Source organism: Burkholderia sp. AU30198, assembly GCF_020419825.1.
GTDB lineage: Bacteria > Pseudomonadota > Gammaproteobacteria > Burkholderiales > Burkholderiaceae > Burkholderia.
This window is the reverse complement of the sequence record NZ_JAIZSA010000003.1, coordinates 27,934-45,849: the sequence shown is the minus strand read 5'-3', so window position 1 is coordinate 45,849 and position 17,916 is coordinate 27,934. Positions and strand designations below refer to the sequence as shown.

The window sequence follows — 17,916 nt, the reverse complement described above, 5'->3', positions numbered from 1 at the left end:
CAAGCGAACCCGATTCGCAAGGGCATGTGCGCACGGGCGCCGGTACCTCGACGCCCGGTCTTCGCCTACTGACCGAAGCCGTACGACATCCGTTCGCGCCGGACAGCGTCGTCGCGAACGATCAATCTGCAATCCGAATGAAATGCGCAGCGTCGTGCCGCACGTGCGACGGATGATGCATTCGATGTGACGGCGAACGGCATCGTGCCGTTGCCGTCCGGTAGTGAGGGGAGGGGCGGTCGGACGCGCGCGACGGGAGTGGCGCCCGTACGCGCGCGACGCCGTTTCAGCTGCCGTAGATGTCGAAGTCGAAGTACTTCGACGCGAGCCGCTTGTAGGTACCGTCCTTGACCATGTCGAGAATGGCGCCGTCGATCTTCGCCTTCAGGTCGGTGTCCTCCTTGCGCAACCCGATGCCGGCGCCGATGCCGAGCACCTTGTCGTCGACGAGTTCGGGGCCGACGAACGAGTAGTTCGCGCCGCGCGGCGATTTCAGGAACCCGATGGCCGCCTGCACCTCATCCTGCAGCGCCGCGTCGAGGCGGCCCGAGGTCAGGTCCGCATACACGCCGTCCTGGTTCTGGTACGACACGACGTTCGCGCCTTGCTTGCCCCAGTACGCCTTCGCATACGTTTCCTGCGTCGTGCCCTGCTCGACGCCGATCGATTTGCCCTTCAGCGATTCGGCCGTCGGCAGCAGCGGCGAGCCCTTCTTCACGACGAGCCGCGTCGGCTGGTTGTAGATCTTGGTCGTGAAGCCGATCTGCTGCGCGCGTTGCGGCGTGATCGACATCGACGACAGCACCGCGTCGAACTTCTTCGCCTTCAGCGCCGGAATCATCCCGTCGAAATCGTTCTCGAGCCACACGCACTTCGCCTTCAGGCGCGCGCAGATCTCGTTGCCGAGGTCGATATCGAAGCCGACGAGCTTGCCGTCGGGTGCCTTCGACTCGAACGGCGCGTAGCTGGCATCGGTGCCGAAGCGGATCGTGGTCCAGTCCTTCGCGACGGCGGGGCCTGCGGATACCGCGAGCAGGGCGATCGAAACAGCGGCAATCAGTCTCTTCATGGTGCGTTCCTTGGCGGGGTGCTTCCGGTTTCTGTGCGACACGGTTTCACGGACACGAACCGCGTCTGCGCGCGGTGTCCGCACGGCCATTAACGCAGAAAATAAAATCCGAGTCCAGAATGGACAAAAAATATCGTTTCGACGGAGGTGTCGGCCGGTCGCCGGGTGTCGACCCTTGCAAAAATACGAAAATGGACTAATCTTGTTAGTAAATTCGTTTCGAGACTAACGATCATGTCACAGCCCGCCTACGATTCGCATTCCGCCCCGCCGCAGGCCTCGGTCGCGCAGATGTCGGCGGCCGGCCTGCGCGCGTTTTTCAACATCGCGCGCGACTGGGAGCTGACGATCGACGAGCAGATCGTGCTGCTCGGGTCGCCCGGCCGTTCGACGTTCTTCAAGTGGAAGGCCACGCCAGAATCGGCGCGGCTGCCGCGCGATACGCTCGAGCGGCTATCGCTGCTGCTCGGCATCTACAAGGCACTGCAGATCCTGCTGCCGCAGCCGGCCGCGGCCGATGCGTGGGTCAAGCGGCCCAACGACGCGGCGCCGTTCGGCGGCAAGCGCGCACTCGACCGGATGCTCGCCGGCAATGTCGGCGATCTGGTCGCCGTCCGGCAATATCTCGACGCGATGCGAGGTGGCTGGGCGTGACGATGCCGATCCAAGTACAACAATGGCCCACGACCGCGGTCGACTGGGTGCCTGCCTATCGCGTGATTCCCACCCGTTTTCCGGCGATCAACCTGTTCGACCGCGTTGCATCGGCGGACGATTTCGACGCACTTTATGCGCTCGAGTCGCTGACCAACGATCGCATCCGCAATGAAGTCGGCTCGCTCGACCTCGTGCCGCCCGCCGAGCGCCGCTACGGGCAGGGCTGGGGGCCGATCATGGCCGCGTTCACGCACCTGAATCCGCAGGGCAGCCGCTTTTCCGACGGCAGCTATGGCGTGTTCTACTGTGCGCGCTCGCGCGATACGGCGATCGCCGAAACGCGCTATCACAGCGCGCTGTTCCTGGCCGCGACGAAGGAGCCGCCGATGCGCCAGCAGATGCGGCTCTACACGGTGATCGCGCAAGGCGACGTGGCCGATGTGCGCCTGTGGCCGAAACGCGATCCGGCGTTGCTGGATCCGCTCGATTACAGCGCGGGGCAGGCGCTCGGTCGTGCGGTGCGCAATGCCGGCGGCGCGGGAATCGTCTATCCGTCGGTGCGCGACCCGCGCGGCGAGTGCCTGGCGGCGTTCCGTACCGCGCTGCTGCGCGACTGCCATCACGCGGCCTATCTCGAGTACAACTGGAACGGCTCGGCCGTCGATGCGGTGTTCGAACTGAACCAGGTCGGCTAGGTACGGCCGGGTCCGCTCGCAAGTATCAGGGCATCAGGGCCTCAGGGCCTCAGGGCAACGGCGCATCAGCGCATCAGGGGCTCAGGGCAACGGCCAGTCGCCTGCGTGGCGTTCGCGCGCTTCGGCCTGCGTCATCGACCAGGTGCGCCCGGTGCGCGGCTCGGCGAGCGTGAGCCGCCCGGCCGGTGCGAACGCGCCCGTGTCGATGAACCACTGCGCACCGATCCGCTGCGGCGTGCGCACGGGCGTGTGCCCGGTGCAGGTCAGCGACAGCCCGGCCTGCCGCGCCGGATCGGCGAGCCCCTGGACGAGATCGCGGCCCCAGATCAGCCGCTCGCGCACGTCGTGCGCATAGCTGCCCGTGTCGAGCTCGGCATCCGAGCCGAAGAATTCCGCATGCAGCACGTTGAAGCGCCCGGGGCCGTCGCCGATCACGCGCACGAGCGGCAGCGCGTCGACGCGCGCCGCATGCGCGTGCAGCCGTTCCGGCGGCAGGTCGGCGCCCCAGTCGCCGCCGATCCCGCGCCACGCGTCGGGCGACAGCTTGCCGCGCGCCACGAGGCTCAGCACTTCCTCGTGATTGCCGCGCACGACGTGGCACCACGGTCGGTCGAGCAGGTCGAGGGCGGTTTCGGAGGCAGGGCCGCGGTCGACGAGGTCGCCGACCGAGAACAGGCGGTCGCGAGCCGGATCGAAGCGGAGGTCGTGCAGCAGGGCGCGCAGCACATCCACGCAGCCGTGCAGGTCGCCGACGACCAGGTCGCGGCCGGCCGTGTTCGCCGGATGGTGGCAGAGGGGGGCGGTGGCAGTCATCCCATTATCTTAGGCGCTCGCGCCCATCGCCACGTCACGATGGAATGACGATAATCGGGGCAGTACCCGCCGGTACGGCGCGGCGGGCTGCTCCGCGCGTCGGCCGAACCTTTCCATTCGCTTTCGGAATCACATGATGACGTTTTATCCGCAGGTATTACGCAACCGGCCGCGCCTGGTCGCGGCGTTCGTCGCCGGCCTGCTGTGCGCTGTGCTGCTGCCGTTTCCGCTGCGTCCGACGGTGCGTGCGCTGATCGGCTGGGATTGCGCGATCTGGCTGTATCTCGCGCTGATGTGGGTGCGCATGGTCACCGCGCACCACCACAAGGTGCGCGAAATCGCGATCCGCGACGACGAAAACGCGACCACCGTGCTCACGGTCATCTGCATCGCGACCGTCGCGAGCGTGGCCGCGATCGCGATCGAGCTCGCGACCGCCAAGAGCGTCGGCTTTCGCGCGGGGCTCAGCCATTACGCGATCACGGGCGCGACGCTGTTCGGCGCGTGGTTCCTGATCCCGACGATCTTCACGCTGCACTATGCGCGGCTCTATTACGGCTCGCCGAGCAACGATCGCGCGCTGCGCTTCCCGGACCAGAAGCCCGAACCCGATTACTGGGATTTCCTGTATTTCGCGTTCACGCTTGCGGTCGCGTCGCAGACGGCCGACGTGTCGCTGACGAATCGTTCCGCGCGGCGCTCGGTGCTCGCGCAGTCGATCCTGTCGTTCTACTTCAACATGGCCGTGCTCGGGCTGTCGATCAACGTCGCGGCGGGCCTGCTGAGTTGACGCAGGCCGAGGTTACTTGAGCAGGTCGTACGGGCCGCCGCGCTCCAGCGCCCGCTGGTACGCGGGCCGCGCGTGGATCGCGTCGAGGAAACGCGCGATCGCCGGATACCGGCTGCCGCCCCCGCGCGCGGTCGCGGCTTCGAGCGGAAAGCTCATCTGGATGTCGGCGGCGCTGAAGCCGTCGCCGACGAACCAGCCGGTGCGGCTCAACGTGTCGTCGATATAGCCGAGATGCAGCGCGATCTGCGGATCGACGAAGCTCGACTGCAGCGTGTCGGCGATCTTGCGCGCGATCGGCTTTGCGAAGAACGGCATCGGCGCGTGCGCGATCCGCAGCGCGACGAGCTTGAGCAGCAGCGGCGGCATCGCCGACCCTTCCGCGTAGTGCAGCCAGTACGTGTAATCGTGCCGCTCGGGCGTGCCGGGCGGCGGCGCCAGGCGCCCGTTGCCGTAGCGTTCGACCAGGTACTCGATGATCGCGCCCGATTCGGCATACGTGCGGCCGTCGTCGGTGACGACGGGCGACTTGCCGAGCGGGTGGATCGCGCGCAACTCGGCTGGCGCGAGCATCGTCTTCGGATCGCGCGCGTAGCGCACGATCTCGTACGGCACGTCCAGTTCTTCGAGCAGCCAGAGCACGCGCTGCGAGCGCGAGTTGTTCAGGTGATGAACCGTGAGCATGTCGACACCGGAAGTGGGGGCGGAAACGACATCATACCCAGCGCGTGTGGCGCGCACGCGAAACGCGTCGTGCCCCGTTTCGAGCGGCGTCTGGCCGACCGCGTCTGGCCGACCGCGTCTGGCTGACCGCGTCCAGCCAACCGCGTCTGGTCGACCGCCCCGATCCATCACGCGCGTCGCACCGCGATCCACGCGCCCCAGAACAGGCTCGCAAAAAAGCGCAGCGGCGCGTCGAAGCCCGTCTCGCGCAGCAGGCCGAACACGGCTTCCTCGGACGCGGGCGGATCGGCCCCCTGCAGGATCTTCGCGAGTTGCGCGCGCACGGCGTCGGGCGTCGCGCCCTTCATGCGCCAGCGCTGCTGCCATGCGTCGAGCAGGCGAGGGTGGTCCGCGTAGCGGCGATGATTGCCGGCGAGCACGAGCGGCGCGCCGGGTTTCAGGCGCCGCGCGATCGCATGCAGCAGCGCCGCCTTCGCTTCGTCGCCCGGGACGTGATGCAGCACGCCGATCAGCGTCGCGCCATCGAACGCGGGAGTGTCGGGCAACGCATCGACACCATCTTCGACGAACGCCGTGCGCGTGCCGAAGCCCGCAGCCTCGACGTTCGAGCGCGCGAGCGCGAGCATCGGCGCGGACGGATCGACGGCCGTGAGCCGCCAGCCCGGCTCGAGCGCGGCCGCCACGCAGATTTCCTGCCCCGTGCCGCCCGCGCCCGCGACGAGGATCTGCGCATCGGGCGCATCGATGGCCGAGGCGAGCATGCACGCGGTGAGTTCGTGGCAGGCATCGTAGCCGGCGAGCGCGATGCGCGATTGCTCGGCGTATTCGTGTGCGCGTGCCGGGTCGAATTTGGCGGCGCTGGCGGGAAGCGACATGGCGGGTTCCTCGGGTCGGGCGCGGACGACGTGTCCGCGAGCATGGCGCAGAGCGTAAGCGTGCGCAGCCGGTGCAACAAGGCGAGTGATCATTCCGGTATGCCGGCTACCTGACTCGCCGGCACTTGCCGGATTGCGGGTTTTCCCGGGGTCGATTCGTATTTAAAAATGTCCGGGAGCGACGCATCGCGGTGGCGAATCCGGCGCATACTCGTTTCTCTCCCCCCGCCTGGCCGTCGCATGCCGGGCCCCGATGTGCCGCGCCGCTGGCGTGGCCATGCCGCTCGGTACGCACGAGGAGCGCATGATGTCCGATTGTCCGCACGATCCGTATGCGCAGCACCACATTCACTGCTTGCCGTTCGGCGCACAGCCCTGTGGCGCGCTCTGCGCGACGCCGCGCACGCATTTTCGCGTGTGGGCGCCGGGCAGCACGCAGGTCCAGCTCGAACTCGATACCGGCTTTGGCCCGTTGCTCGTCCCGATGACGGCCGCCGGCACGAACTGGTTCGAAGTCTTCGCCGATTGTGGCGCGGGTGCGCTTTACCGCTATCGCCTCGACGATACGGTATCGATTCCCGATCCCGCGTCGCGCTCGCAACCCGAAGGGCTCAACGGCCCGAGCGAGGTCGTCGATCCGCGCGCGTTCACCTGGCGCAACACGTTCTGGCACGGGCGCGCGTGGGAAGACATCGCGCTCTACGCGATTCGTCCGCACGCGGTGGGCGGCTTCGACGGCGTGCGCCGGCGCCTGCCGCGACTCGCGCGCCTCGGCGTGACTGCGCTGGAACTGCTGGCGTCGCCGCACGACAGCCTGCCGTTCGCGCCGCTCGCGGCCGAAGGCGGGCCCGATGCGCTGAAGGCGCTGATCGACGATGCGCATGGCTACGGTCTCGCGGTGCTGCTGGAGCTCGACTACGCGCGCTTCGGCAGCGGCACCGACGCGCTGCGCCACTACGCGGTGCCGTTCTTCCATACGCGCGACGATCCGCTGCAGGCGCCGCCGCTCGCGCTCGATCATCCGGAAGTCTGCGATTTCTTCTGCGACAACGCGCTGTACTGGATCGATGAGTACCGTTGCGACGGGCTGCGCCTGCGCGAAGCCGACCGGATCGGCGTGTCGTGGCTGCGCGAGATCGCGGATCGTGTGCGCGCCGCCGTGCCAGCCGACCGCCTGATCCACCTCGTGCTCGGCAGCGAGCGGCATCCGGCGCATCTTGCCGATACCCATTTCGATGCGCAGTGGAACGGGTGCGGCGAACGTGCGCTGCACCGGCTGACGGGGCGCGACGCGTCGGGTCACGAAGGCATTTCCACGCACCAGTCGATCCACACGCTCGCCCGCGCGCTCACCGCGGCCGGGGCTGCGTTCCAGCCGGCCGCGTCGGGAGAGGGCATGATGGCTGCCGACAGCGGGCTGTCGTTGACGTCGCTGGTGCTGTCCGATGGCGCGTGGCGCGACAGCGGGCAGGGCGACCACGGGCAGGAGGCCGGTCTGGCCGCGCTTGCGCTGTCGCTGCTCACGCCGCAAATTCCGTTGATCTTCGACGAAACCGCGCGCGATGTCGATCGCGCGCATTTCGTGCAGTCGGCGCTGGCGGTGCGCGCGAAGCTGATCGCGCCGCGGCTGTCCGATTGCCGGCCGCAGGATGCGCGTGCGCTGAAGTCGGACGGCGACGGCGATGCCGACGCGCTGCTTGCATCATGGCGGCTCGCCGACGACGAGACGCTGACGATCGCGTTGAACCTGTCGCCCGAGGCGCTGCCGTTCGACGCCCCGAAAGGGCGGGTCGTGTTCGAGACGCCGGCCCGTGCGCGCGACCGGGTCGATGAACGGGTGTTGCCGCCGTATTCGCTCGTCGCGTGGCTGACGGGCGACGTCAACCGGTATGCGCTCACGCACGATGCGCGTCGCATCGATGACGGTGCGTGGCGAGACATGCGTCCGAACCTGAACGCATGATGATGTGAGCGAGTCAGCGTCCGAACGGCCGGGTGTGTGTGCGCCCGGCTGCGCCGCAGGAAATCCCCGAGCTACCAGAACCCGCGAATGCCCGCGACGCCGTACGCGCCGTGGCGGCGCGCGTCGTCGAGGTGCGTGCGCGTCATGCCGCCGAGTGCGAAGACGGGCATCGCGGCCTGGGCAGCCAGCGTTTCGAACTGCGCCCAGCCGAGCGTCGGCGCCCCGGGGTGGCTGAGCGTCGGCAACACGGGCGACAGCGTGACGAAATCCGCGCCGGCACGCGCGGCCAGCAGCAGGTCGTCGCGCGTGTGACAGGCGGCGGACACCCACCTTCCGGCTGGCAAAGGCCGCTGCGCGGCGGCGCGCAATGCGGTGCCGTCGAGATGCCAGCCGGCGCCGTCGAGCCGCATCACGCCGGCCGCATCGATCGGGCCGTTCAGCATCAGGTGCGCGCCGGCCGCGTCGCAGCGCGCGAGCGCGGCGGCGGCGAGTGAGGCGAACGCGGTTGCGTCGAGCGATTTCACGCGCAGCTGCACGAGAGTCTCGCCGCGCGCGAGCACGGCCGACAATCGATCGAGGAACGCCGCGCAATCGGCCGCCGACGCGGACGCCGGTTCCGGCGTGATCACGCAGCAGCGCGGCAGCGTGGCGTTCATCGCGTGCGGCGAAGCGCGGCCGTCATTCGTCGGCCTCTTTCGCGATCTTCGGGTAGACGCGCACGAGCACGATGCGCGGCCCGTTCATCTTCTTCACGACGACGTCGAAGCGATCGAACGACACGCGCTGCCCTTCGGTCGGCAGGTCGCTGAGCGCCTGGATCACGAGGCCGCCAACCGATTCCGCGCGGCCTTCGTCGATGTCGATGCCGAGCGCCTGCTCGAGCGACACGACGGGCAGGCTGCCCTTGCCCATCAGCGTGCCGTCGTCGAGGCGGCTCCAGTCGGCGTCGCCCTGGCGGAACTCGTCGTGGATCTGGCCGACCAGCGCGCCGAGCAGGTTGTCGAGCGTCAGGAAGCCGATCGGCTTCTCGCCCTTGTTGCCGACCAGCGCGAAGTGCGGCGCGCCCTTGCGGAAGCGGCGGAACAGGTCGAGCGCGGGCGTGTCGGGCTTCACGTACTGCACGGGGCGCACGTAGTCCGACAGGTCTTCCAGCGCCGCGCCGGCATGACGTGCGAGCAGCAGGTCCTTCAGGTGGATCAGTCCGCTCACCTGTTCGCGCGACGCATTCTCGAACAGCGGATAGCGGCTGAAGCGGTGCCGCGCGACGATCTCCATGTTGTCGGGTAGCGGCAGGTCGCGGCGCAGGCCGATCATTTCATGGGCCGGCCGCATCAGGTCCGACACGGTCATCGACGAAAAATCGAGCGAATGCGCGAGCGTGTTCCACTCGTCGTTGCTGTACGTGCCGCGCGCCGGCTGGGCCGGATTGCCGGCCGTGCTGCGGCGGCTGCGCAGGATCAGCTTCAGCTCGTCGGTCGAGTAGTGGGCGTCGCCGCCGTGGTCCGCGGACAGCCCCGCGAGCCGCAGCACCGCGTTGGCGCTGTTGTTGAGCACCCAGATCGCCGGATACATCGCCCAGTAGAACGCGTAGAGCGGCAGCGCGACCCACAGGCCGACCTTTTCCGACTGGCGGATCGCCATCGATTTCGGCGCCAGCTCGCCGACGACGATGTGCAGGAACGAGATCAGCGAGAACGCGAACACGAGCGAGACCAGGTGCACGACGCGTTCGGACTGCACGCCGATCAGGTCGAGCAGCGGGCCGAGCAGTTGCGCGAAGGCCGGTTCGCCGACCCAGCCGAGGCCGAGCGACGCGAGCGTGATGCCTAGCTGGCACGCGGAAAGATACGCGTCGAGCCGGCCGTGCACGATGCCGAGGATGCGGCCGCGCAGGCCGTGCTTGCGGGCCAGTGTCTTGACGCGCGTGGCGCGCAGTTTGACGAGGCCGAATTCGGCCGCGACGAAGAACCCGTTCAGGGCCACCAGGAACAACGCGCCGATGAGCGCGAAGATCTGTAACAAAGAAACACTCCGGTTATGACAGGCCCAACAGTATAGAGCCAGAAAGGAATTTGTAATGTATCGGGCGGCCGATTGCTTACACCGGCGCCTCACCGGGGACGGAGAACGTGATGGCGGCGGTCGCGCCATCGGCGAACGCGTCGTGCGAGCACGTGCCGCCGTGTGCGAGCGCGACCCGCTGGCAGAGTGCGAGCGTCCAGGCGATCCGCTTGGCGTCGCGCTCGCGCAGCATTTCGCGGCGAGCGAACGAATCGAACGCGTGCGGCTGCGCGGGATCGGCGAGCGCGCCGGCGTTCACGGTGCAGGTGGCGCGCGCGGTGAACTGCACGCCGTCGCGGGCGCACGCGAACGTCACGCGGCCGCCGGCGGCACTGACTTCGACCGCAGCCGTCAGCATCGTCCAGAGTGCCTGCGCGATGCGTTCGCGGTCGGCGGTCAACGACGGTTCGCCGTCCGGCAGCGTCACGTCGAGCGCGACCTGCCGTGCGTCGGCGAGCGCGAAACGCACGAGCGCGATCGTGTCGTCGAGCAACGGGCGCAGCGCGAACGGCTGCGGCTTGAGTGCGAGCGTGCGCGTTTCCGCGCGCGGCGCGTCGAGCACGTCGTCGATCAGCGCAACCTGCTGGTCGATGCCCGTGCGGATGCCGGCGAGCGCGCGCTGCAGGTTCGGATCGGCGTTGGCGAGCTGGCGCTCGAGCACGTATGCCCAGCTGTGCATCGCATTCAGCGGGCTGCGCAGGTCGTGCGACGCGGTGGAGAGCGCCTGGTCGCGCAGGAACAGCGCCGCCTGGGTGGCGTAATGCGCTGCGCGTTCGCGCAGCAGGTCGGCGGCGGGATCGACGGAAGTGGACGTCACGGAGCTGGCCTGTCGGAAGCGGTTGGCGTGGAAGTCACGCGAACCGCCATTATAGGGACGGTGCGTGTCACGCCGGCAGCGCGTCCTCGTCCTTTTTCCGGGCGTCGCCGTTCGGCAGCAACTGGCACGCGAGCAGGCCGGCCAGCATCAGCGCGCAGCCGACGAGCGCACGCAGCGTCAGCGTTTCGCCGAGCGCGGCCCAGCCGGCGATCGCCGCGAACACGCCTTCCATGCTGAAGATCACGGCCGCGTGCGCGGGCGCCGCGTCGCGTTGCGCGACGACCTGCAGCGTATAGCCGACGCCGACCGACAGCAGGCCGCCGTACAGCAGCGTCGGCAGTGCGTTGCGCAGCATCGTGCCGCTGACCGGCTCGATGACGAGGCCGACCGCGAGGCATGCCACGCCACACACGACGAACTGCATGAATGCGAGCACGAGCGGATTGTGGCGCTTCGCGAAATGGCCGACGGCCATCACGTGCGCGGCGATGATCACGGCGCCGGCGAGCTGGAACCAGTCGCCGTACAGCACCGAGAAGTGCTCGTTGATGCTGAGGAAATACAGGCCGATTGCCGCGAGCAGCGCGCCGAACCAGGTGCCCGGGCCGATCCGGTGACGGGCGAACACGCCCATCAGCGGCACGATCACGACGTACAGCGAGCTGATGAAGCCCGCGTTGGCGATGCGCGTGTACTGCAGGCCGATCTGCTGCAGCGAAATCGATACCGCCAGCAGCCCGCCGAGCGCGAGGCCCGGCAGCAGCAGCACCGGCTCGCGGCGGATCGCCGCGAACTGCGCACGCGACGCCGTGTTCAGCATCAGCAGCGGCACCAGCACCAGTGCGCCGAGCAGGAAACGGAGCCCCGTGAACAGGAACGGCCCGATCACGTCGAGGCTCAGGCGTTGGGCGACGAAAGCCGAACCCCAGATCGCGGCGGCGGCGAGCATCAGCAGGTTGGCACGGAGGTGCTTGCGGGCTTCGGTCTTCATTGGAATTCTTCTGGAGATTGCGGGCGGCGTAATCCGCTAGTTTACGCCGAGATTGCAAGGCTGTCGGCAAACCTTCGCAATGCGGCGGCGGCACGTGCGTCGCGTACGCGCGAATACAGCACGACCTGCGACAGGGGCAGCGGCGGCAGCCCGAATTTCGCGCCGACGTCGACCAGTGTGCGTGGCGCGACCCGCCGCGCCAGCGGGCAGACGGCAAGCCCCGCGGCAGCGGCCGCCGTGACCGCCGCCACGCCGCCGCCCGTAAAGCGCTCGCGCCACGGCCGCCCCGCATGGTCGAGCGCGCGCAGCGCGGCGGCCCGCACGCCGCACGGGCCGGCCAGCACCGCGAGCGGTAGCGGTTCTCCCGCACGCGGCATCCAGTCCGGCGCGGCGAGCCAGGCCAGCGGTTCGGAAAACAGCAGCGTGCCGTCTTCGCGCGGCGGGTCTTCGCCCGGCTCGTGCCGCACGATCACCGCGTCGAACCGGCGTTCGTCGTATTGCGCGAGCAGATTCGTCGACGTGCCGAGATGCATTTCCAGCGTCAACCCGGGATCCTGCCGATGCAGGCTCGTGAGCACGGCCGGCAGGTCGGGCACCGCGACGTGCTCGCTGACGCCGAGCGACAGCCGGTGCGTGCCGGCCGAGATCGCGCCGAGCGCGTGATCGTGCGCGTCGAGCAGCGCGCGGGCGGCCGGCAGGAAATTCTCGCCGTCGGCGGCCAGCTTGACGACGCGCGGCGTGCGCGCGAGCAGCGGCTTGCCGAGGTGGGCCTCCAGCCGCTTCAGCTTCAGGCTGACGGCCGACTGGGTGGTGCCGAGCGCATCGGCGGCGCGCGTGAAGCTGGCGAGATCGGCGACCAGCACGAATGCGCGGACGGCATCGAGGTCCAGGACTTTCATTTCAAATATAAATGGATGAAATATTCATCAATGACTGTTCATTATAGTTCGGCGAGCCTAACCTGACGCTGTGTTTCCGTTCTTCAACGTCAACTTCACCGACAGGAGCAGGACCATGCCATTCACCCGCATCGCAGTCCGCGTAGGCAAACCGGCCGCCTACCGCGCGGCGCTCGTCGACGGCGTGCATCGCGCGTTGATGCACACGTTCAACGTGCCCGAGGACGACATCTTCATGGTCGTCACCGAGCATGCGGCCGAGAACTTCGTGTTCGGTCGCCACTACCTCGACATCGAGCGCAGCGACGATCTCGTGATGATCCAGATCACCGCGAACAACACGCGCACGCTCGAGCAGAAGCGGGCGCTGTACCGGGCGATCGCGGACAACCTTGCGCAGCAGCCCGGTGTGCGACAGCAGGACGTATTCATCAGTCTTGTCGAGGTGCTGAAGGAGGACTGGTCGTTCGGCAACGGCCTCGCGCAATACGCCGTTTGATCTGCGACAGCGCGACAGGGCCAGATCGTCGACTGCGAGTTTTGGCGACGTGTACTATGGAAGCAGCTTCACGAGTGACGCCGGCGCGATCGATGCGCCGGCGATTCTTCATGTGCAGGAGCCTCCATGTCGCGTGTGCTGGAAATCGTGTTGTCGCTGTCGCTGGAAGGATGGCCGGTCGAGGCTGCAAGTCGCGCTCGCGGCGCGCAGCGTGATTTCGGCGCCGAACTCGTGCGCGCGTGGCGGATCTGCCCTCAGGTCAGGATGCGCCGCGGCCATGAGCGCGTGACGATCGAGCCATGCCAGATCGAGGAGGCCGAGCTGAGTCCCGGCGCGAGCTGGTGGACGTGGGTCGAGTCGAATGCGCACGGCAGGCGGGTCGTCGCTTCGCGCGCGAAGGCGTTTGCGCCGGGTGTCACGGCGCGTGAACTGTTCGACGCGGAGCATGCGGGCATCGCCGTCTCGATGCCGTTACCCGTGCCCGAGGCGGCCGTCGCAGCCGAGGCCGTCGTCGCGACGGGCGAAGTCGACGGCGCCGCGCCGGATACGACCGGGCGCCCGGAGGAGGTTGGTGCACAGCCGGAATCGTCGGCGCTGCGCCTCGTCAGCGAACGGCGGCGCGGACGGTGGGCCGACGACAGCGGTGTCGTGGTCGAGATGACGCTCGACGACGTCACGCTGCATCGCGGTAGCGAGCCGCCGCGCCGCTTCGTCGAGCTGCGTCTCACGGCGCCCGACTGGGAAACCCTGCCCGCGCGCACGGCCGCGCTGCACGCGCTGTTTGCCGCGGCGCGTGAACTGAGCGGCGCGTGGCCCGCATTCGTACAACTGACGAGCGTGATCGATCGCACATGTGCGATCGAGCCGACCACCGACGGGCCCGTCAAGGCAAAGCTCGTCGACCTGACCGGCGTGCGCACGCAGCGCGCCGCGCTGTTCGCGCTGTCCGGCGACATCACCGCGCAATGGCTCGGCAACGAGGGCGGTGTGCTCGAGCACGACGATCCCGAATTCGTGCACCAGATGCGGGTCGCGCTGCGCCGCCTGCGCACGCTGATGCGCTTCTTCCCGCTCTTTGCCGACCGCCAGTGGCGCGACACGCTCGGCGTCGACCTGCGCTGGCTTGCCGCGCTGCTCGGCACGGTGCGCGACTGGGACGTGTTCGCGACCGAAAGCCTGCCCGCGCTGATCGCGGCCGACGGTGGCGACGGCGAGTGGAACGGCACGCTCGACGCCGCGCGCGCGCAGTGCGCGGCCGCGCGGCTCGAGTTGCGGCAGGCGCTGCATTCGGCCCGCTATGCACGGCTGACGCTCGGCTGGCTCGAATGGCTGAGCGCGCTTGCGCTGCCGCCTGCCGAAGACGGCGACGCACCCTCGCTGCGACGCCACGCGACGAAGCGCGTGCGGCGGCTGTTCGGTCATCTGTACGCGTCGCCGTCGCTCACGTCGCTCGACACGGCCGCGCGCCATCAGGTGCGGATCGATGCGAAGCGGCTGCGCTATGCGCTCGAATTCTTCGCGTCGCTGGCGTCGCGTCGCACGCGTACCGAGACGGTCAAGACGCTCACGCGCGTGCAGAGCGTGCTTGGCGAAGCGAACGACACGATGGTCGCGCTGCATCATCTCGAAAAACTCGCGGCGCCGCCGTACCAGCTCGGTTTCGTGCGCGGCTACGGCGCGGCGCTCGAGCAGCGCGCGGCGCGCGACGCCGAGACGCTGCTGGCCAGCCTGCGGCCGCCGAAGCTCGACGGCAAGCCGGGTTGAGCCGCACGCGCTGACTATAATGGCCGCCCGATTCCCGCACCCATCCCGATGACCGACGCCCCGCATTCTTCCCCGCCCGCCGAACCGCTCGAACTGGGCGGCGAGCTGTGGCTGCGCGCCGGCGAGCAGACGCTCGGCGGCGCCACGCGCATCGCACTGCTCGCGGCGATCGGCGACACCGGTTCGATCACGCGCGCGGCGAAGGCCGTCGGCCTCAGCTACAAGGCCGCGTGGGATGCGGTCGACACGATGAACAATCTCGCCGGCGAACCGCTCGTCGCGCGTTCGACGGGCGGCAAGGGCGGCGGCGGCACGACGCTGACGCCGCGCGCGACGTCGCTGATCGCCGCGTTCCGCACGATCGAGCGCGAGCATCGCCGGTTCATCGAGGCCGCGAGCGCGGCGGTGTCCGGGTTCGACGTCGACTGGGCGCTGATCGGCCGGATCGGGATGAAAACCAGCGCGCGCAACCAGTTGTTCGGCAAGGTCGCATCGATCGTGCGCGGTACCGTCAACGACGAGGTCACGCTCACGCTGCCCGGCGGACAGCCGATCGTTGCGGTGCTGACGCACGAGAGCGCTGACGCGCTCGGTCTGCGGGTTGGCGCGGACGCATGCGCGCTCGTCAAGGCGTCGTGGGTCGTGCTTGCGGTCGACGATGGCGAGCCCGAACTCAAGGTGTCCGCGCGGAACCAGCTGCGCGGCCGCGTGGAAACCGTCGCGACGGGCGCGGTGAACAGCGAGGTGACACTGGCGCTCGACGGCGGCGGGACGCTGACGGCCGTCGTGACCAACGACAGCGTCGATGCGCTGCAGCTCGACGCAGGCCGGCCGGCGATCGCGCTGTTCAAGGCGTCGAGCGTGATTCTTGCGGTGACGGGGTGACGAAGCAGGCAGGGCGGCGCGCTTCGACGATCGAGTGACGGGCGGGGCGAAGCCGGCATCGCATGGTGCCTGCACGGTACCGGCTTCGTTTCCGCTTTTAGCATATGCCGCTACGCGCGGCTTCTCTCAGGCTCCAACGGTGCCTGCCACGACCACGGCCTCGCGCGCTCAGGTGACGCGCGTCGGCCACTCGGCGTGCGGCGGAGCCGCCTGCACGCGTCCTTCGCTCAACTGCACGACCTGGTCGCCGAACGCGGCGACGTCGTCGGGATCGTGCGAGATCAGCACCATCGGGATATCGAGCCGCGCCTGCAACTCGGCGAGCTCGTGACGCATGCGCTGGCGCATGGCGCCGTCGAGCGCCGCGAACGGTTCGTCGAGCAGCAGGATCCGCGGTTGCGCGACCAGTGCGCGCGCCAGCGCGACGCGCTGTTTCTGCCCGCCCGACAGTTGCGACGGATACTGCCCTGCGAGCGCTTCGAGCTCGAACGCTTGCAGCCAGTACGCGACTTCCGGCGGCACCGTCTTCGCACGCGGGTTGCGCAGTCCCGACGTGAGCCCGAACGCGATGTTCTGGCGCACGTTCAGATGCGGAAACAGCGCGTAGTCCTGGAACAGGTACGCGACACGGCGTTCGCGGGTCGGCACGTCGATGCGGCGCGCGGCGTCGAACAGCGGTTCGTCGTTCAGCACGATCGTGCCTTCGTCGGGCGACAGCAGGCCGGCGATCGCCTGCAGCGTCATGCTCTTGCCCGCGCCGGACGGCCCGAACAGCACGACGCGCTGTGTCGTCGCCGTGAACGACATGTCGAGCGTGAAGCGTCGCTCGGCGGTCGCGTAGGTCTTGCGGATGTCGACGACGAGGCTCATGCGGGCCTCCGCCGAAGCTGGCCGGCCGCCACGCGACACGGGTGACAGGGAACGGACGGGCGCTTCATGTCGGTTGCCTCCGCGCGGCACGCGACGGCGCGAGCCAGCCGGTCGCGAGCAGCACGAGCACGCAGGTGATCGACGTCACCAGCACGAGGAAGTTGGCCGTGCTGTCGTCGCCGGCCTGCACGGCCGCGTAGATCGCGACCGACAGCGTCTGCGTGCGGCCGGGCAGGTTGCCGGCGATCATCAGCGTCGCGCCGAACTCGCCGAGCGCACGTGCAAACGCGAGCAGCGCGCCCGCGAGAATGCCGCGCGTGGCAAGCGGCAGCGTCACGCGAAAGAACACCGCGGCTTCGCCGAGCCCGAGCGTGCGCGCGGCGCGCTCGAGATGCGGATCGACGCCTTCGAACGCGGCGCGCGCCGACTTCAGGATCAGCGGAAACGCGACGACCATCGATGCGATCACCGCGCCTTGCCACGTGAACACGAGCTCGATGCCGAGCTTGTCGAGCCACGCGCCGAACACGCCGCGCCGGCCGAGGAGCACGAGCAGGTAATAGCCGAGCACCGTCGGCGGCAGCACGAGCGGCAGCGTCAGCACGGAATCGACGACGTCGCGCAGCGGCGAGCGCCAGCGCGCGAGCATGAACGCGGCCGCGACGCCGAGCACGATGTCGAGCGCGGTTGCCCAGCCGGCAACCTTCAGCGACAGCAGCAGCGGTACCCAGGCGTCTTGCATCGCGCTACGCTCACTTGCCCGCGGGCTTGAAGCCGAACGTCGACAGTACGGCCTGACCCTGCGGCGACGCGACGAAGTCGATGAACGACTGCGCCTGCGCGGCGTGGCGGCTGTCCTTGACCACGGCAATCGGGTAGGTGATGGCCGTCTTCGTCGGCACCGTCAGCGCGACCTTCACGCGGCCCGGCATGATTGCGGCGTCGGTGCCGAACACGAAGCCCGCGTCGACTTCGCCGCGCGCGACATAGTCGAGGCTCTGGCGCACGTTGGCGGCCAGCACGCCCTTCGCGCTGACGGCATCCCACACGCCGGCCGTGCGCAGTGCGCCTTCGGTGTAGCGGCCGACCGGCACCGACGCCGGGTCGCCATACGCGATGCGCTTCACGCCGGGCGCCGTCAGGTCGTTCAGCGACGTCGGCGCGGCGGCCTTGCTGTCCGCCGGCACGATCAGCACGAGCGAGTTCGCCGCGAAATCGCGACGCGTGCCGGGCACGATCACCTTTTCGTCGGCCGCACGATCCATTGCCTTCTGGTCGGCCGATGCGAACACGTCGGCCGGCGCGCCCTTGGCGATCTGCTGCATCAGCACGTCCGACGCGCCGAAGTTGAACAGTACCTTGGTATCCGGGGGCTGCTTCTCGTACGCGTCACCGACGGCCTTGAACGCGTTCGTCAGGCTGGCGGCGGCCGACACGACCAGTTCGTCGGCGGCGGAAGCGGGCGCGCTGAACGCGATACCGGCAGCGGCAAGCGTGGCGAGCGGCAGCAGACGAAGCAGGGTGCGGCGAAGCGGACGGACGGTTGAGCGCATGGCGAGTTCGTTTGAATGGGTGGAAACCGTAATC

At 68.8% G+C, this 17,916-nt stretch carries 19 protein-coding genes; 7 read left to right on the top strand and 12 right to left on the bottom strand.

Features of this window, described 5'->3' with window-relative positions:
- Positions 1–286: 286 nt before the first annotated feature.
- Positions 287–1,069, bottom strand: a complete 783-nt coding sequence (locus tag LGN19_RS09085; protein ID WP_226214100.1) for an ABC transporter substrate-binding protein — start codon at positions 1,067–1,069, stop codon at positions 287–289.
- A gap of 234 nt (positions 1,070–1,303) precedes the next feature.
- On the opposite strand from LGN19_RS09085, the gene LGN19_RS09080 reads away from it, so the two are divergent.
- The gene (locus tag LGN19_RS09080) at positions 1,304–1,723 is read left to right on the top strand and encodes an MbcA/ParS/Xre antitoxin family protein (protein ID WP_043177863.1); all 420 of its coding nucleotides are present in this window, start codon (positions 1,304–1,306) and stop codon (positions 1,721–1,723) included.
- A gap of 2 nt (positions 1,724–1,725) precedes the next feature.
- Positions 1,726–2,421 carry an RES family NAD+ phosphorylase gene (locus LGN19_RS09075; RefSeq protein ID WP_226214098.1) on the top strand — a complete coding sequence of 232 codons (696 nt, stop codon included), beginning with the start codon at positions 1,726–1,728 and terminating at the stop codon, positions 2,419–2,421.
- A gap of 81 nt (positions 2,422–2,502) precedes the next feature.
- Here LGN19_RS09075 and LGN19_RS09070 read toward each other — a convergent pair whose 3' ends face one another.
- A complete protein-coding gene (locus tag LGN19_RS09070) occupies positions 2,503–3,234 on the bottom strand; it encodes a metallophosphoesterase (protein WP_226214097.1) in 732 nt (243 codons plus the stop codon).
- A gap of 136 nt (positions 3,235–3,370) precedes the next feature.
- Here LGN19_RS09070 and LGN19_RS09065 point away from each other — a divergent pair, with 136 nt between their 5' ends.
- Entirely contained in the window at positions 3,371–4,024 is a 654-nt protein-coding gene (locus tag LGN19_RS09065) for a DUF1345 domain-containing protein (protein WP_043177847.1), read from the top strand.
- A 12-nt stretch (positions 4,025–4,036) separates the two neighbouring features.
- Here the strand turns inward: LGN19_RS09065 and LGN19_RS09060 are convergent, their stop codons facing one another.
- Positions 4,037–4,705: a glutathione S-transferase gene (locus LGN19_RS09060; protein WP_122949732.1), complete on the bottom strand. Its 669-nt coding sequence runs from the start codon at positions 4,703–4,705 to the stop codon at positions 4,037–4,039.
- Positions 4,706–4,872: 167 nt separating this feature from the next.
- Positions 4,873–5,580, bottom strand: a complete 708-nt coding sequence (locus LGN19_RS09055; RefSeq protein WP_226214095.1) for a class I SAM-dependent methyltransferase — start codon at positions 5,578–5,580, stop codon at positions 4,873–4,875.
- A gap of 307 nt (positions 5,581–5,887) precedes the next feature.
- Here LGN19_RS09055 and LGN19_RS09050 point away from each other — a divergent pair, with 307 nt between their 5' ends.
- Positions 5,888–7,543 (top strand): DUF3459 domain-containing protein, encoded by a 1,656-nt coding sequence (locus LGN19_RS09050; RefSeq protein WP_226214572.1) that lies wholly within the window; start codon positions 5,888–5,890, stop codon positions 7,541–7,543.
- Positions 7,544–7,614: 71 nt separating this feature from the next.
- On the opposite strand, the gene LGN19_RS09045 is transcribed toward LGN19_RS09050, so the two are convergent.
- From LGN19_RS09045 to LGN19_RS09025, 5 genes are all read right to left on the bottom strand, one after another.
- Entirely contained in the window at positions 7,615–8,199 is a 585-nt protein-coding gene (locus LGN19_RS09045; protein ID WP_226214093.1) for a thiamine phosphate synthase, read from the bottom strand.
- A gap of 22 nt (positions 8,200–8,221) precedes the next feature.
- The gene (locus tag LGN19_RS09040; RefSeq protein WP_122949140.1) at positions 8,222–9,565 is read right to left on the bottom strand and encodes a hemolysin family protein; all 1,344 of its coding nucleotides are present in this window, start codon (positions 9,563–9,565) and stop codon (positions 8,222–8,224) included.
- A gap of 76 nt (positions 9,566–9,641) precedes the next feature.
- Complete coding sequence (locus LGN19_RS09035; protein WP_226214091.1) at positions 9,642–10,421, bottom strand: sensor histidine kinase; 780 nt, start codon at positions 10,419–10,421, stop codon at positions 9,642–9,644.
- Positions 10,422–10,488: 67 nt separating this feature from the next.
- Positions 10,489–11,412: a DMT family transporter gene (locus LGN19_RS09030; RefSeq protein WP_122949142.1), complete on the bottom strand. Its 924-nt coding sequence runs from the start codon at positions 11,410–11,412 to the stop codon at positions 10,489–10,491.
- Between the two features lie 41 nt (positions 11,413–11,453).
- On the bottom strand, positions 11,454–12,311 hold the full coding sequence (locus LGN19_RS09025; protein WP_226214089.1) for a LysR family transcriptional regulator: 858 nt from the start codon (positions 12,309–12,311) through the stop codon (positions 11,454–11,456).
- Between the two features lie 115 nt (positions 12,312–12,426).
- Here LGN19_RS09025 and LGN19_RS09020 point away from each other — a divergent pair, with 115 nt between their 5' ends.
- From LGN19_RS09020 to LGN19_RS09010, 3 genes are all read left to right on the top strand, one after another.
- Positions 12,427–12,810, top strand: a complete 384-nt coding sequence (locus LGN19_RS09020) for a tautomerase family protein (RefSeq protein WP_226214087.1) — start codon at positions 12,427–12,429, stop codon at positions 12,808–12,810.
- 126 nt (positions 12,811–12,936) lie between these two features.
- Complete coding sequence (locus LGN19_RS09015; RefSeq protein ID WP_226214085.1) at positions 12,937–14,574, top strand: CHAD domain-containing protein; 1,638 nt, start codon at positions 12,937–12,939, stop codon at positions 14,572–14,574.
- A gap of 48 nt (positions 14,575–14,622) precedes the next feature.
- On the top strand, positions 14,623–15,459 hold the full coding sequence (locus LGN19_RS09010) for a TOBE domain-containing protein (RefSeq protein WP_226214083.1): 837 nt from the start codon (positions 14,623–14,625) through the stop codon (positions 15,457–15,459).
- A gap of 168 nt (positions 15,460–15,627) precedes the next feature.
- Here the strand turns inward: LGN19_RS09010 and LGN19_RS09005 are convergent, their stop codons facing one another.
- The 3 genes from LGN19_RS09005 to modA form a co-directional block, all read right to left on the bottom strand.
- Positions 15,628–16,329, bottom strand: coding sequence for a sulfate/molybdate ABC transporter ATP-binding protein (locus LGN19_RS09005; RefSeq protein ID WP_122949147.1), 702 nt, complete (start codon positions 16,327–16,329; stop codon positions 15,628–15,630).
- 64 nt (positions 16,330–16,393) lie between these two features.
- Positions 16,394–17,071, bottom strand: a complete 678-nt coding sequence (gene modB, locus LGN19_RS09000) for a molybdate ABC transporter permease subunit (protein ID WP_226214081.1) — start codon at positions 17,069–17,071, stop codon at positions 16,394–16,396.
- A gap of 10 nt (positions 17,072–17,081) precedes the next feature.
- A complete protein-coding gene (gene modA / locus LGN19_RS08995) occupies positions 17,082–17,882 on the bottom strand; it encodes a molybdate ABC transporter substrate-binding protein (RefSeq protein WP_226214077.1) in 801 nt (266 codons plus the stop codon).
- Positions 17,883–17,916: the final 34 nt, after the last annotated feature.